12 protein-coding genes and 2 pseudogenes are annotated in these 14,722 nt (G+C 68.4%); 9 read left to right on the top strand and 5 right to left on the bottom strand.

Annotated features, from left to right (window positions below; genetic code table 11):
* Window positions 1-20: 20 nt before the first annotated feature.
* Entirely contained in the window at window positions 21-2,360 is a 2,340-nt protein-coding gene (locus N801_RS06305) for an MMPL family transporter (protein WP_035935019.1), read from the top strand.
* A gap of 134 nt (window positions 2,361-2,494) precedes the next feature.
* Here the strand turns inward: N801_RS06305 and N801_RS06300 are convergent, their stop codons facing one another.
* Complete coding sequence (locus tag N801_RS06300) at window positions 2,495-2,998, bottom strand: GbsR/MarR family transcriptional regulator (protein WP_035935016.1); 504 nt, start codon at window positions 2,996-2,998, stop codon at window positions 2,495-2,497.
* A gap of 1,019 nt (window positions 2,999-4,017) precedes the next feature.
* Between N801_RS06300 and N801_RS21855 the strand changes: the two genes are divergently transcribed.
* Together N801_RS21855 and N801_RS20080 are read left to right on the top strand one after the other, a co-directional pair.
* Entirely contained in the window at window positions 4,018-4,449 is a 432-nt protein-coding gene (locus N801_RS21855; protein WP_084108354.1) for a helix-turn-helix domain-containing protein, read from the top strand.
* Between the two features lie 76 nt (window positions 4,450-4,525).
* Window positions 4,526-4,753 (top strand): annotated as a pseudogene (locus N801_RS20080) (TetR/AcrR family transcriptional regulator); the annotation flags it as partial.
* An 87-nt stretch (window positions 4,754-4,840) separates the two neighbouring features.
* Here the strand turns inward: N801_RS20080 and N801_RS06290 are convergent.
* Window positions 4,841-5,458, bottom strand: coding sequence for an IS110 family transposase (locus N801_RS06290; RefSeq protein ID WP_245618248.1), 618 nt, complete (start codon window positions 5,456-5,458; stop codon window positions 4,841-4,843).
* Window positions 5,459-5,847: 389 nt separating this feature from the next.
* Here N801_RS06290 and N801_RS19590 point away from each other — a divergent pair, with 389 nt between their 5' ends.
* Complete coding sequence (locus tag N801_RS19590; RefSeq protein ID WP_052112675.1) at window positions 5,848-6,990, top strand: hypothetical protein; 1,143 nt, start codon at window positions 5,848-5,850, stop codon at window positions 6,988-6,990.
* Between the two features lie 508 nt (window positions 6,991-7,498).
* Window positions 7,499-8,703 (top strand): IS3 family transposase gene (locus tag N801_RS06275; protein ID WP_439330531.1). Its coding sequence is split into 2 segments (ribosomal slippage): window positions 7,499-7,751 and window positions 7,751-8,703, totalling 1,206 coding nucleotides; the frame shifts between segments, so codons are not numbered across the junction.
* A 47-nt stretch (window positions 8,704-8,750) separates the two neighbouring features.
* On the opposite strand, the gene N801_RS20075 is transcribed toward N801_RS06275, so the two are convergent.
* A complete protein-coding gene (locus N801_RS20075; protein ID WP_169744213.1) occupies window positions 8,751-10,355 on the bottom strand; it encodes a recombinase family protein in 1,605 nt (534 codons plus the stop codon).
* A 258-nt stretch (window positions 10,356-10,613) separates the two neighbouring features.
* Between N801_RS20075 and N801_RS21725 the strand changes: the two are divergent.
* From N801_RS21725 to N801_RS06255, 3 genes and pseudogenes are all read left to right on the top strand, one after another.
* Window positions 10,614-10,715 (top strand): annotated as a pseudogene (locus tag N801_RS21725) (DUF4244 domain-containing protein); the annotation flags it as partial.
* A gap of 71 nt (window positions 10,716-10,786) precedes the next feature.
* Entirely contained in the window at window positions 10,787-11,116 is a 330-nt protein-coding gene (locus N801_RS06260; RefSeq protein ID WP_035935135.1) for a TadE family type IV pilus minor pilin, read from the top strand.
* Entirely contained in the window at window positions 11,113-11,511 is a 399-nt protein-coding gene (locus N801_RS06255; protein ID WP_035934998.1) for an Rv3654c family TadE-like protein, read from the top strand. Before N801_RS06260 ends, N801_RS06255 begins: the two co-directional genes overlap by 4 nt.
* Window positions 11,512-11,636: 125 nt before the next feature.
* Here N801_RS06255 and N801_RS06250 read toward each other — a convergent pair whose 3' ends face one another.
* Complete coding sequence (locus N801_RS06250; RefSeq protein WP_035934995.1) at window positions 11,637-12,113, bottom strand: LapA family protein; 477 nt, start codon at window positions 12,111-12,113, stop codon at window positions 11,637-11,639.
* A 58-nt stretch (window positions 12,114-12,171) separates the two neighbouring features.
* Window positions 12,172-14,463: a DEAD/DEAH box helicase gene (locus tag N801_RS06245; RefSeq protein WP_035934992.1), complete on the bottom strand. Its 2,292-nt coding sequence runs from the start codon at window positions 14,461-14,463 to the stop codon at window positions 12,172-12,174.
* Window positions 14,464-14,573: 110 nt separating this feature from the next.
* On the opposite strand from N801_RS06245, the gene N801_RS21810 reads away from it, so the two are divergent.
* On the top strand, window positions 14,574-14,722 hold a 149-nt coding region (locus tag N801_RS21810; protein WP_342666910.1), incomplete at its 3' end, for an STAS domain-containing protein.

Below are 14,722 nucleotides of genomic sequence, written 5' to 3'. Positions count from 1 at the left end.
CCCCAAGGAGCACCCGACCCATGTCCACTTTCCTGTACCGCCTCGGACGAACCGCGTTCGGCAGGCCATGGCTGTTCATAGCGGGCTGGCTCGCAGTCCTGGCGGTAGTCGTCGGAGCGGTCGCGATCAACGGGGTGAACGTCAGCTCCGAGATGAAGATCGAGGGCACCGAGGCCCAGACCGTGCTCGACAGGGTGGCCGATGAGCTTCCCGCGGCGTCGGGAGGCCAGGCCAGCGTCGTCTTCACTGTGCCGGGCGGTGAGCGCCTCGACACTCCGGAGCGTCTTGCGGTGATCAGCGGCACCGTCAGCGACGTCTATGACCTCGAGAAGGTCGTCAACCCCCTGGACGCCGCTCTGGGTGCCGGGGAGCAGGGCGGACCGGGCACTCCTCAGGAAGATGCGCCGGCCGATCCTCCGGCCGGGACGGACCAGGGGCAGACGCCTCCCTACCAGCCGCTGGTCGTGGACGGGGCCCCGGTGCCCGGCGTGCTGGTGTCCTCGAGCGGGCAGGTCGCGCTGTTCCAGTTCCAGTTCACGGTCGCCTCCACCTCGTTGACCGATGACGACGTCACCTCGGTGCTCGAGGTGGTGGAGGGTGCCGAGCAGGGAACGGGGATCACCGTCCTCCCGAGCGACTCGCTCAAGGCCATCGAGATCCCTGTCGGTATTGGTGAGGTGATCGGTCTCGCCGTCGCCGCTCTCGTGCTGGTGCTCACCCTGGGTTCGCTGATCGCGGCCGGTCTGCCCCTGATCACCGCGCTGGTCGGCGTCGGCGTCGGCGTGGGTGGCGCGTATGCGCTCTCCACGGTCGTCGAGATGAACTCCGCCACCCCCGTCCTCGGTCTCATGGTCGGCCTCGCCGTCGGCATCGACTATGCGCTGTTCGTCGTCAACCGGCAGCGACGGCTGATTCTCGATCGGGGACTCAGCGCGCAGGAGGCAGCGGGCAGAGCGGTCGGCACTGCGGGCAGTGCCGTGTTCTTCGCCGGCCTAACCGTCCTCATCGCGCTGACCGCCTTGACCGTGATCGGCATCGCCATGCTGTCCACGATGGCACTGGTCGCGGCCTCCACGGTCGCCCTGGCCGTGCTCATCGCCCTGACCTTGCTGCCCGCGCTGTTGGGGCTGGTCGGGGAGCGGATCTGCTCCGACAAGGCCCGATCCCGGCGCCGCGCCAAGGTGGAAGCCGAGTCCCACAGCGTCGCCGACCACTGGGTCAAGGGCGTGATCAGGTTCCGGTGGCCCGTCATCGCAGGCGTGGTCGCGATCCTGGGCGTGATGGCGATCCCCGCGGCCAGCATGAACTTGGGTATCCCTACCGGCGCCACCGCGAACCAGGACACCTCCGCCCGGCAGAGCTACGAGGCGGTCTCCCAAGGCTTCGGCGAAGGCTTCAACGGCCCCCTCCTGGTCACCGCCGAGCCCACCAGCACCGCAGGCGTCGTCACACCCGAACTGACCGCGCAACTGATCGCGGGGTTCCAGGACCGAGACGACATCGTCCTGGCTGCCCCCATCGGCGTCAACGAGGCCGGCAACCTGGCCGTGTTCAGCATCATCCCCACCTCCGGCCCCAGTGACGAGGCCACCAGCGACCTCGTGAAGTCGCTGCGCGAGCCGGACAACACCATCGCCCAGGACAGCGAGGTCCAGCTGGGCGTGACCGGGTTCACCGCCATCGGAATCGACATGTCCGACAAGCTCGCCAGCGTGCTTCCCCTCTACCTCGGCATCATCATCGTCCTTTCCGTCCTGATCCTGATGCTGGTCTTCCGCTCGATCATCGTCCCGATCAAGGCCACCGCCGGGTTCCTGCTCAGCATCCTGGCCACCTTCGGCGCCACCACTGCCGTCTTCCAGTGGGGCTGGCTCAGCAGCCTCTTCGGATTCGACACCGGGGGTCCGCTGATGAGCTTCATGCCGATCATCGTGACCGGCATCCTCTACGGCCTCGCCATGGACTACGAGGTCTTCCTGGTCTCCTCCATGCGCGAGGCCCACATCCACGGCCAGACCGCCCGACAAAGCGTCGTCCATGGTTTCGACCAGGCCAGCCGCGTCGTCGTCGCAGCCGCGATCATCATGGTCGCGGTCTTCTCCGGCTTCATCTTCAGCCACGACATCATGATCAAGCAGATCGGCTTCGCCCTCGCCGCCGGCATCCTCATCGACGCCTTCATCGTCCGACTGACGCTCGTCCCGGCCCTCATGGCCGTCTTCGACGAGCGAGCATGGTGGCTGCCCCGCTGGCTCGACCGCCTACTGCCCGACCTCGACATCGAGGGCGACAAGCTGCTGACCATGCTCAACCAGCAGGCCGAGGCCACCGACCGACAAAGCATCGAGGTCCGCAACTGACCCGACTGGAGCATCCAGAGCCGAGGCTGCCGCGGCCCTTCTTGGAGGCCTCGCCACACCACCCCGGCCTACCGCCAGGGCCCGAACGCGATCGACCACCAATCCCTGACGGCGCCTCGATCACCGAGGATCGCTCATCCAGGATCTCGGCGGTACTCGGCCCAGCGCCCGAGCATGCCTTCCGTCTCGCCGCGCAGGAACGCGATGAACTCTGTCGCCTCCGCCAATCGGTGGCCACCGCCGTTCGCGCCGAGCTCGACGGCGGCGGACTCCACCACGGACTCCCACTGCTTGAGAACCGGGATCCAGGCGGCCACGATCATGCCGCACACGTCGCCCTCACAGACCCGGTAGAACTCGGCCCTCCTCCCGGGTTCGCGCTCCTTGACCACCATCCGTGTCGCGGTGAGATGCCGCACGGCACCCGAGATTGCGGCCGGACTGACCCGAAGCCCGTCCGCGAGCGCGGCGGCGGAGTAGCGGTCAGCGTCGTCGGCGAGCATGTAAGCCAACACCCTGGCGGACATCCGTGGGATCCCGGCTTCGTTCAAGATCAGGGCAATGCGCTCAACCACGCGAAGCAGCCCCTCGGTCTCTGCCTGCCAGCGGCTCGGCATCATCTGCTCAGCATCGCTCATCAAGCCAGCCCCATCCGGGTGTGCCCGTTGGGATATCGATCGCGGCCCGCTGGGGTCTCGGCGTGGCGTCGATATCGTGACCGCACCCGGGACTGCCCGTGTCTGGCGCGGTCGCGGACGCCGGGCGTCCGGACGCGGCCGGAGCATGCGACCTCCGCGTCACCTGGGCTGCTGCGCGTCCAACTCGCCCACCGGAAGGAGCACGCCCCTTCGTGTGGCTTCCCCCGGGCGCTCCAGCCACCCCCGGGCCGATTGGCCGCAACCCAGCGTGGTGGCGTCGGCGTCCCGCCGCAGACACGTCCGACCCTCGAGGTCCCAGCCATCGAACGGCCCGGGAGTTAGGGCAGCCCTCAGAGAACCGCCTGCAAACCGCAGATCCTGGAGCCGTCCGGGCCGTCGGGGTCTGTCTCAAGGTCGGTGCCAGCCCCGGCGCCTCCAAGTGCGGGACCGGCCGGACCGGGCAGGCCCGTCGGCGAGGTGCGCTGCATCGCGTACGCGGAGGTACTCCTCAAGTTCGCCCAGCCCGCGGGCGATGTCTCTACGCAGCCTGCGTTCGGCAAAGAACCGCAGGCGTGGCGCAGGATGGTCGCGAATCCACTCCGTATACATGAACTGCCCCATGCACCAGCATGCACCGAACGCGACGCTGCCAGCCACCAGCGTCCACCACACGACTGCCAAGACATCCCATAGGGCGTTCCCAAGCTGTTGCCATGCCGGCCCGTACGGATTCCCGTATCTCACCTAACCCACCTCCAGCCGTCGCGGCCGAACCCGGGGGATCACCCGTAGGTAGCGGTCGGCGCCAGCCTACGCCGAAATGCATAGGGGGAAAAGGGTAGAACCAGAGGGTCCAGCCGCCCACGGCGCTACGCTTCCCGGCAATGGCATGCTGTTGGACACCGATGGCGTTCATCGCCCTTCGTTGCCGCGTCTGGCTGAGCGACACTGTCAGGATGACGGCACCGGCCTCGACGAGCTGACGCGGTCGCTGACCAGCGACGCACAGGCTGCACTTCATGAGGAGTGCCCGGCCCGGCGTGTCGCGTCCGCTCTCCGAGCCGCCAGCCCTTCGACGGCGGCCTTTGGACGAAAAACTAGGCAGGTGGGGTATGGAGCAACCTCCTCATGGACCGGCAGCAGTGGGAGCGGCGGCGGCCGTGAGCTCGGTCCCTGGACGACCAGGGCGCCGGCCGGGGCACACTTCGACACGCCAGGAGATGGCTCGGGCAGCCCGCGAGCAGTTCGCCGCTGGAGGCTACGACCGCGTCACGCTGAGGGCGGTCGCAGCACAGGCGGGCGTGGATGCCGCCCTCGTGGCGTACTTCTTCGGCTCGAAACGAGAGCTGTCGACGAAGTCGTCAACCCTTCTTCTGATTCGTCCGCGCTCATGGCTCGGCTCATGGACGGGGACTCGAGGCTCGTCGGCGAGCGCTTGGCAAGACTGGTGATCGAGGCATTCGATGACACGGGCCGGCGAGAGCGCATCCTTGGAACCATCCGCACCGCGGCGTCGAAGCCGACACCGCTCGCATGGTCGGCGAGAAGTTCACTACTGAGCTGCTGGAACCGGTCGTGTCCCAGCTCTGGGTCGCGCAGGCACCATTGCGCGCCGCGCGCGTGATGTCGCAGATCCTTGGCCTCGCCTTGGCTCGCCACGTCGTCGGCCTCGAGGATCTGACCTCTGCAAACCAGGAGCTGGTGGCCGCGCTTGCTTCCACATGGCCGCGCTACTTGGTCGACGACACCTCCTGACTGGCGTCCGGCTGTCCCCAAACATCGCCCACCTTGCGATCTGCGTCGGGTGGGACTGCTGAACCGCTACAACTGGAGCAGTAGCGCTTATCCCGGCGCCGCTCCGGGTGCGCTCGCCGTCGCCAAAGACTCTTCTGCCCTCTTCCCCGATTTGCACGGTCGCACCGTTGCCAGGATGCCTTTGGCTTGGCGGGCGGACAGGTCCCGCTTCGACTGTCCCGGAACCAGTTCGGACAACAGCCGCTGCAAACGGTTCACGGTCTGCACCCGGCGGTGGGACAGCTCGTCACGGCGGTCGGCCAGCATCCGCAACGCCTCGAGGTCACCGTCGACCGCCAAGCGGCGCAGGCCCGGAGTGCGCAGCGCGACCATCGCGATGGAGTGCGCGTCCAGCGCGTCGGTCTTGCGGTTGTGCCCGGTGTCGAACAGCCGCACCCGCGCGGCGAGCTTGGCCGGGACGTCCAGCACGCCCTCGCCGGCCTCGAGCAGCCGCTGCGCCAACGGGCGACCAGCACCGTTGGCACCTTCGACCGCCCATACCCGGGTGGGCCACACCGCAACGTACCGGCGCATCTCCGCATAACCCTTACGGTCGGTCGTGAACCGTCCAGCGCCGACCAGCACCCCGCGACGATCCACGACCTCGATCGTGGCCGACAGCTTGTGCGGATCGACCCCGATGATCACGTCATCAACAACAGCCATCACTTGTCTCCTGCCTCGTGCTCGCACCTACATGGATGGCGAGGTGGGCAGTGCTACGACGAGCAGGGCAGTCCCCTCTTGAGCCACACCGTCACCGACAGCGCCCGCGGGATCGCAGTCCAGATGAGAGCCACACCAGACGGTGGGCAGCCGCAATTGAGAGCGACCCAACGGACACCTAGACCGAGTCTGGCCAGACACCGATCCTGCGGGAAGTCTCTACGTAGCCGCGTAGGGAGCAGTAGTAACTACCGGCTCGGCGGAAGCTTCAATCACCATACGACTACCGGATGGTCCGCTACGGTTCCCTGCACCTGTCAAGACGCTCTCGCGGCCTGATCGATGACGGCATCACGACCGACCCGCACGAGCAGGGCTAGGTTCTGACCGTGAACATCGACTTCAGTGACTTGCGCTTGGTATGGCCGGGTGGCCTGGTAAGGCAAGTCGCGGCCCGACTCGCGCCGGATGACGACATCGAGCCTTCAACCTTGGTATGGCTGATGGTTGAGGCTTTTGTCGATCCTCGCGGTTTCTCGGCCATGAGGGATGGTGCGCTTCCGGGGGCACCGTCCACCGGTTCGATCATCGCGTTGTGGGACGGGACTCCGTCGGACGTCTGCCGGGATTACTTGGCCGCGCTCCTGGCAGGAATTAACGCTGGCGCGGTCAAGCCGTACACACCAGCCCGGTACTACCGGCGGCGAACCGAGGCCGAGGCCCATCCCTCTGCACTGCGCGACGAGGAACTCGCCCCCGCGCTGTGCAAGGTGATCGTCGATTTGGACCGGCGTGGCTACTTCGACGACGCGTTCGGCTCTTCCTGTAGCGACACTCGTGGGGCGGATCGCGCTGAAGTCGCCAGAGATATCTTCGTTGAGCATCTGGGTGCTGACACGCCGTGGCAGTGGCCCCCAGCTGCCGATGCGGATGTGGATATGGAGCACCTCTATGACTTGGTAGAGCTGTGTTACGACATGGTGGCCCGCCCCAGCATCCGCAACTATCACAGCTTCTACGAGGAGTGGGACTACAGCGACTTCGATCGTCCGGCCGGCCGCTTCGTGTATCGCTGGAGCGTCAACGCAGCTCTGTCCAGCTCGCAGAGCTCATTGCGCATGTCGCAAGATGCTCCGGACGAGGGGCAACTCGTCACGACCCCTAACGACCCACGAGCGCAACTACCTGACAGAGTCCTAGCTGCGTCGGGAACTGCGAAAGAGCGTGATCGGATCGAGCACGCCATCACTGAGTTCCGCGATCGGCATGCTACCCGCGAGGCGAAGCGGGATGCCGTCATCGCCCTCGGTGCGGTGCTGGAACTTCGCCGCACTGAGGTCAAGGACCACCTTGGTTCCAAGGATGAGGGTGCGCTGTTCGAGATCCTCAACAACTTCGATATCCGTCACCTGAACAGGACCGCGCAGGGTGACTATGAAGACGACTTTCTTGAGTGGGTCTTCTGGACCTGCCTGGCGTCACTCGCGTTCATGAACGCCCGCACCGGACGCCAGCGCTTTGAAGAGAGTTGATCTCTCCCGTCGAGGGCGATGAAGGACAATGCGCCCAGGCGCCGTCCTCGTTCGGCACTCGGCATTGAGGAAGTCGTTTACGGCCCGCGCACCGTGTCGTGGGCGCGCTTCGGTCGACTTGCGTAGGGTCCGCTTAGGGTTGGAGGACTAGACGATCCGTGGGGCGTTCCAAGCCCAGCAGGCCCATCATGCGTGTTGACCATGACCGATGACACGGAACGTGACCAGTTGGAGGGTCCTTGCGTTGGCCTGTCCTGCCTCGGCGGGGGGCAGCACCTCAGCCGTTACGCCCGCAAACGGTGAGCGATCAATGGGTTCGGCGCGGCGGCGGAGTGCCGACCGTTTCCCCCCGACCTGGAACCGTCGAGGGGACGTCGTTGAGCAGTAGGTCGACCAGCTTGCCATCCCAGACCAGACTTTGTGCCCGGCGAAGGGGTGGGGTTGCCCCCGCTCGACGGACATCCTGACCGGCCCGGCTCTGAGGAGTCGGGCGGGAGAGGATGCCCTCATGGGTGCCAAGAGGAAGAGTTACACCCCGCAGTACCGGCGTGACGCTGCTCATCTGGTGATCGACACCGGCCGCACGATCGCGGCGGTCGCGACGGAGATCGGTGTTGGTGAGCCGCTGCTGGGTCGGTGGGTCGCTAAGGAGCGGGCCCGCATGGATGAGCCGCCACCGGCGGTCGACATCAACGAGCGCGCCGAGCTGGAGCGGTTGCGGGCGGAGAACGCGCAGCTGCGGATGGACCGGGAGTTCCTGAAAAAAGCAGCGGCCTTCTTCGTGGCGGAGAACGCGTCGAGCCAGACGCCGCGTTCGCAGTGATCCACACGGAGAAGGCCTGCACCGAAGGACCTCGGCCCACGGTCGAGGACATGTGCGACCTGATGAGCGTGTCCCGGTCGGGGTACTACGACTGGGTCGGCCGGCAGGCCGCCGGTCCGGGTCCGCGCGAGCAGCGGCTGCTCGACCTCGCGCAGAAGGTCCTCACCGCTCATGAGGGCTCCGATGGGGTGTACGGCTCGCCCCGGATCACTGCGGAGCTGCGTGAGGCAGGTGAGGTCGTGTCCCGCAAGACAGTGGCGAAGGTGATGCGCGCCAACGGGATTGAGGGCATCAGCCCCCGCTCGTGGCGTCCGGTGACCACGATCGTGGACCCGTCCCCACACAGCATCCCGGACCTGGTGGCGCGCCGCTTCGACCAGGGCACGTTGAACACGGTGTGGACCTCGGACATCACCTACCTGGCCACCGGTCAGGGCTGGCTGTACCTGTGCGCGGTGCGCGACGGCTGCTCCCGCCGGGTGCTCGGGTACGCCTTCAGCGACAGCTTGCACACCGACCTCGTCGAGGACGCGCTGCGTCGGGCAGTGACGTTCCGTGAGGGCGATACGAGCGGGGTCATTTTTCACGCCGACCGCGGCTGCCAGTACACCTCGGAGCAGCTGGACCGGGCCGCCGGTGATCTGAAGGTGCGCCTGTCGGTCGGCAGGACGGGAGTGTGCTGGGACAACGCCCAACAGGAGAGCTTCTGGTCAACCCTGAAGACCGAGTACTACCACCGACACGAGTTCGCTACGAGGGCCGCCGCGATCCGCGGCGTCACCGAGTGGATCGAGACCGTGTACAACCGCCGGCGACGCCACAGCGCCCTCGGCGACATCAGCCCAATAGCCTTCGAGCGCGGGATCAACACGGCGGCACAAGCCGCCTAAGCCGATGTCCGTCGAACGGGATCAACCCCAGGGGTCGCATGATGGAGCTATTTGGGGCTTGGCATCCTGCGGATTCGGTCGGCGATGACGAAGGCTATGATGTTGTCGAGTTCGATGGTGAGGTCGGGGGTCTGACCTTTGAGGCAGATGGGGCAACGAAGGGGCCACCGCCGACCATCGCCTGAGCCCAGGGCCAGGAATCCGGTTCCTTGGCATTGGTTGCAGGTGGTGTAGCCGTCGATGGTCACGAGTGCGTGGAGGACACTCAGCAGGGGGCGCCACGTGTCGACAGTGTTGTTGCTCAGTGCTTGTCGGGCGGTCGCGACGAGCTGGGCGAGCTGGGCGTCGTTGCGGACGTGCGCGGTGGTGGCTGCTCGACGGTGGAGGGAGCGGAGTTCTCGAACGATGTCTTGCTGTTGACGATGGAGTGGAACCAGAGCTGCACCGAGGGCGCGACCGCTCAGGCCTTCGGCTCGTAGAGCGGACGCTTCGGTGGTGATTTGTTGGTCGAGGTCCAGGAGCTGGGTTTCGAGCGCGTTCGCTTCACCTGCGGGTTGGGTTGGGCCCCGCAGGTAGCGTTTTGCGGCTTGTTCGAGCACCTCTGGCGCCGCGAGTACATGTCTGACGTGTTGCAGGACGGCAGCGTCGACAACGTCGACGGGGACGTTGAGGCAGGATCCGTGCCGGTGGGGATCAGCGGTCGGGAGGTAGTGGTCCCGGCATGAGTAGGTCGGACGTTGGGTTCCAGCGGTTCGCCCCATGGCCCCGCGCCCGCACGGCATCCGGAGAACACCCGAGAGCAGGTAAGGACCGCGGGACTGCTGCTGCGGCCCGGTACGGCCGTGTTGCCATGCCGACCATTGCGCCGACTCCGCCGGGGTGAGGATCGCTGGGATCGAGACGGGAATGCCATCGAAGACCCAGGTCCCGGAGGCTGCTCGAAGGGGTGGTTCCCTCAGGGCCCAGCGACGCAGGGAGGCAGCGGACCAGGAAGACGCCCGCGCAGGCTTCATATCCGCCGAGTTCAGCTCTGCCGCAACGATGGTGGCGTTGCAGCCGTCCACGACCAGTCGTTGGAAGATGGCCCGGATGGTTTCCGCTTGCGCGTCGTCTGTGACCAGGCGTTTACCTCGCTGGGATGGCGCTGACACGACGCGGTACCCGAACGGTGGGGTTGAAGAGACGAATCGTCCTTCGTTCTGGGCGGCAGCGCGGCGGCCCTGTTGTGTGCGTTCCGAGATGCGGCGCCGCTCCCACCCCCCGATGACACCCAGCACGCCTGAAGTGAGATCACCGGCTGGGGTGGAGGTGTCGAGGCCTTCGTCGATGAGGACGACATGGCACCCGTGTTCACGCAGCTTCTCTACAAGATTGAGCAGTCCCACAGCTGAGCGGGAGATCCGGTCGATCTTGGTGGCCATGACCGCATCCACACCTCCGGCCACCACTCTGGCCAGGAGTCGGTCAAGGCCCGGTCGGGAGTCCAACACCCCTGACACGCCAGCATCATCAAAGTGCTCCACCAGGACCGCGGCCCGGGCTGTCACAGCTGCAGCCAGCCGGCGCCGCTGGTCGGGCAACGAGGTGCCCTTCTCGACCTGCTCGGCTGTCGAGACCCTCGCGTAGGTCACGACCCGCACCGACTTGCTCACGACGCCTTGCGGCTCACCTTCGGTGACAGAACCCGCTGCTCGCAAGGCACGAGAGCCTCGATCAGGCGGGTCAGGACTTCGGGATCCGCCTGGTCCCGAAACACCACCCGAACCCGCACCCCGCCCACTGGTGGAAGACGCCTCTGCCATCCGCTCATACCCCCCAAAAGCCAGTAAGGCACTGTTGGCGGTCAACCCGCAACAGCACCGGATAGCCCTCGCAACAGGCAAGTAGGCAATCAACAGGGAGCGCTCGCCGCGTGCGCCTTCGCCGCCGTGCTGATGGCCGTCGTGCGCTCGGGCCCGGTCAAGTCCGCGCTCGCCAAGGTGATCACCGCGGCGCTGGGCACCGGTTCGTGACGCTCGAGCAGTCGGCCCCCTGCCGCGTCCTCGAGCCGGTCGTTCGCGCAAGCAGAGGCGGTGAGGGCGGCATGGTGACCGCCGAGATCGCCGTCGCCCTCCCCGCCCTCCTGCTCGTCCTCACGAGCGCGCTGAGCGCGCTGTCGATGGTCTCTGACGAGGTCCGCTGCGTCGACGCCGCCCGCGTCGGCGCCCGGTTGCTCGCCCGGGGCGAGGGCCCCGACGGAGTCCGCCTCGAGGTGTCTCGTCAGGCTCCGAACGGTGCCGACATCGTCATGAACGTGACCGGGGAGGCGATCCGGGTCGAGGTCTCGAGCGACGCTCCACGACTGATGCGCCTCCTCGGCGTGGCGGTCCGGCCACGAGGGGCGTCCCACGCGGTGGCGGAGGCCCCCCCGTGAGAGGTCGACGGCGACGACCCGGCCCGTGTGGGCGTGAACGAGGATCGGGCACGGTGCTCGTCGTGGGGGCCATCGGCCTGGTCATCGTCCTCACGACTGCCGGCCTGCACCTCGGGTCCGCTGCGGCCGCCGCCCATCGGGCCCGCGCGGCCGCAGACCTCTCCGCGCTGGCTGCAGCGGCGGCCATCCAGTCGGGGGTCGTTCGGCCCTGCGCCCGAGCCGCGGCCCTCGCCCACCGCAACGCCGCCCGGCTCGTGAGGTGCACGGTCGTGGGCGGGGAGATCGTGGAGCTCCGGGTCAGCGCACGGACCGCGCTCTCGTGGCCCGGTGTGCCGACCACGGCGACGGCCTCCGCCCGTGCCGGACCCGCGGCCGCGAGCCCGGTCGGCCGATGACGAGACGCGCGACCGTGGCGAGACGCGCGACCGTGGCGAGACGCGCGACCGTGGCGAGACGGCCCGGGTCGCGACACCCGACAGTCGATGCAGGACCCCCGAGGTGGGGGACGCGGTCCGACGGGTCAGGAGCGGCGCTCGGGGCGGTCGCGCAGGTCCTTCTCGGCGATCTCCGCCCGGCGGCGGGCCTCCTCGGTCGACAGGTGCTGTTCCTCGACGCGCTCGTCACCCTCGCGGCGCAGCGTGGAGGTCTCCTCCTCGTGGCGGCGGCGCTCCTCGGCCAGCTGACGCTCACGCTGGGCGAACTCCTCCTGCATCTTGCGCTCGCTGTCGACCCGGCGCTGCTCGGCGAGGGCGGCCTCCTCCTTGGCCTGGCGGCGGCGCCGGCTGCCACGCTTGATGCCGTGGCGCATGAGGGCCCAGCCGAGCCAGAAGACGCTGATGACGGCGGCACCCGTGAGCAGCAGCGCCAGCGGCGGGAGGCTGACGGTGCCGTTGAGGATGTCGATGTCGACCCCATCGGTGAGGGCGGAGGTGCCTTCGAAGAGCAGGATGCCCGCGGCGACGGCGAGCAGGACGAGGAGGAGGCCGAGGATGATCACGTCTTGGAGGCTAGCCTGAAAATCTGGCGTCGTGCCCGACCGGGGGGGCCGTGTTCGATCAGGAGGGACGCGACATGAGGACGACGTCGAGCAGCCGGATCGCCCGGGCCTTGTCGAGCGGCTCGTTGCCGTTGCCGCACTTCGGTGACTGCACGCACGACGGGCATCCCCGCTCGCACCGGCACCGAGCGATCGCGTCCCGCGTCGCCTCGATCCACTCGCCGAAGGACCCGTGGGCCCGCTCGGCGAAGCCCGCGCCGCCTGGGTAGCCGTCGTAGACGAGGATCGTCGGCAGGCCGGTGTCGGGGTGCTGGTCGGTGGACACTCCGCCGACGTCCCAGCGGTCCGACGTCGCCACGAGGGGGAGCATCCCGATCGCGGCGTGCTCGGCCGCATGTGCCGCACCGGGCACCTGGGCCTCGTCGATGCCGGCCGCCTCGAGGAGGTCCAGCGGCATGGTCCACCAGACCCCCCGGGTGACGAGCGAACGTTCGGGCAGGTCGAGCGAATGGGTGCCGAGCACCTCTCCGGACGGAAGGCGGCGCAGGAACGACACCACCTGGGTCGTCACCCGCACCGAGCCGAAACAGACGTCGATCTCGCCCCACTGGTGCCGGCGTTGGGCTCCGAGGATCTCGAACGACCCCCGCGACTGCGAGTGCGTGCTCCACCCGGGGTCGCCACGGACGACGGTCGCGACCGACTGCTCGAGGTCGAGGTCGGTGACGACGAACGGGTCGCCCTGGTGCACGTGCACCGCTCCTGCGTGGACCTGGGAGTGCGCCGAGGCGTCGTCGATCGTCCCGAGGACACGCCCGCTTCGTCGCTCGACGATGGAGACGACCTCGGTCGTCCCGCGCAGGTTGAGGTGGTCGCCCGGTCGGTCTTCGCGGGCCCAGAACCACCCCGTCGGCCGGCGCCGCAGGATGCCCCGGGCGACGAGCACGTCCACGACGCCGCGCGCACTCGTCCCGAACATCGGCAGGTCGTCCTCGGTGAGGGGCAGCTCGTGCGCGGCGGCCGCGAGGTGGGGGGCGAGCACGTGCGGGTTGGCCGGGTCCATCACGGTCGACTCGATCGGGGCGCCGAAGATGGCCTCCGGGTGGTCGAGCAGGTAGGTGTCGAGCGGGTCGTCAGCCGCGATGAACACCGCGAGCGACTCCCGCCCCGACCGGCCGGCGCGACCCGCCTGCTGCCAGAGGTTGGCCCGCCTCCCGGGCCAACCGGCGAGCAGCACCGCGTCCAGGCCGCTGATGTCGACGCCGAGCTCGAGGGCGTTGGTGGCCGCGAGCCCGCGCAGCTCACCGTCGCGCAGCGCGCGCTCGAGCTCGCGTCGCTCCTGGGGGAGGTAACCACCCCGGTATGCCGCGACCGTCGCCCCGGGGGTGCCCCCGACCTGCCCCAGGCGTCGACGCGCCGCCGAGGCCAGGGCCTCGACGCCGGCACGGCTGCGGGCGAAGGCGAGGGTCTGCACGTCCGCCTCGACGAGGTCGGCGAGCAGCTCGGCGGCCTCCGTCGTCGCTGAGCGCCGGGTGTCGTCGACCATCGGCGGTTCCCACAGGGCGAAGGTGAGCGCTTCGCGAGGCGAACCGTCGGTCTCGACGGCCGTGACCGGCATACCCACGAGGCGGCTGGCGTGGGACGCGGGCTGGCTGACGGTCGCGGAGGCGAGCACGAACGTCGGCTGGGAGCGGTAGCGGCCGGCGACGCGACGCAGCCGCCGCAGCACCGCGGAGACGTGCGAGCCGAAGACCCCCCGGTAGATGTGGCACTCGTCGACGACGACGTAGCGCAGCGACCGCAGGAAGGGCGCCCAGTGCTGGTGGCCCGGCAGGAGGGAGTGGTGGAGCAGGTCGGGGTTGGTGAGCACGACGTTGGCGTGCTCCCGGATCCAGCGACGTTCCTCCGCAGGGGTGTCACCGTCATAGGTCGCCGCCCGCACCCCGGGGATGGCGAGGGCTCCGATCCGCGCGAGCTGGTCGGCCGCCAGGGCCTTGGTCGGAGCGAGGTAGAGCACCGTCGCGCCGCGCCCGGTGGGGGAGTCCAGCCCGTCGAGCACGTCGGACAGCGCCGGCACGAGGTAGCCCAGGCTCTTGCCCGACGCGGTGCCGGTGGAGAGGACCACGTGGGACCCCCCGTGGGCGAGGTCCATCGCCGCGCGCTGGTGCGACCACGGGTGCTCGATCCCGCTGCCGGTGAGGCTGGCGAGCAGGGGCGGAGCCACCCAGTCCGGCCAGGCCGCCACCTCGGCCAGTCGGGCAGGGAGCCGCTCGACGTGTCGCAGCCGGGCACCGCGGTCACCGGCCGTGAGGGCGGCCAGTATCGCGGTCGGCTCGGCGGAGGATGACACGCGGGTTACGGTAGTCCGGTGCTGCGACAGTGGTCGTGGCGTCCACGCCTGCGGTCCATCGTCACGGGCGTGCCGAGCGCTGATGAGATGCGAGCAAGGAGCCGACTGCGGTGAAGCTGTCAGTGTCGACGAGCGAGCGGGACGACGTCGTGGTCGTGACCGTCTCCGGCGAGGTGGACGTCTACACCGCGCCCCAGCTGCGGTCCGCCCTCGAGGACCGGATCGCGGCGGGTCGTCGCCGTGGTCACGACCGATGCGG

The sequence above is a fragment of the Knoellia aerolata DSM 18566 genome (assembly GCF_000768695.1).
GTDB classification, from domain to species: domain Bacteria; phylum Actinomycetota; class Actinomycetes; order Actinomycetales; family Dermatophilaceae; genus Knoellia; species Knoellia aerolata.
This window is presented reverse-complemented; position numbering and strand designations above follow the sequence as displayed.

Excerpts from the sequence above, each read along its gene's own strand:
- N801_RS06300 (WP_035935016.1), bottom strand. The coding sequence starts at position 2,998 with ATGAGCGATGCTGAGCAGATGATGCCGAGCCGCTGGCAGGCAGAGACC.
- N801_RS06260 (WP_035935135.1), top strand. The coding sequence starts at position 10,787 with ATGGTGACCGCCGAGATCGCCGTCGCCCTCCCCGCCCTCCTGCTCGTC.
- N801_RS06290 (WP_245618248.1), bottom strand. The coding sequence starts at position 5,458 with ATGGCTGTTGTTGATGACGTGATCATCGGGGTCGATCCGCACAAGCTG.
- N801_RS06305 (WP_035935019.1), top strand. The coding sequence starts at position 21 with ATGTCCACTTTCCTGTACCGCCTCGGACGAACCGCGTTCGGCAGGCCA.
- N801_RS21855 (WP_084108354.1), top strand. The coding sequence starts at position 4,018 with ATGAGGAGTGCCCGGCCCGGCGTGTCGCGTCCGCTCTCCGAGCCGCCA.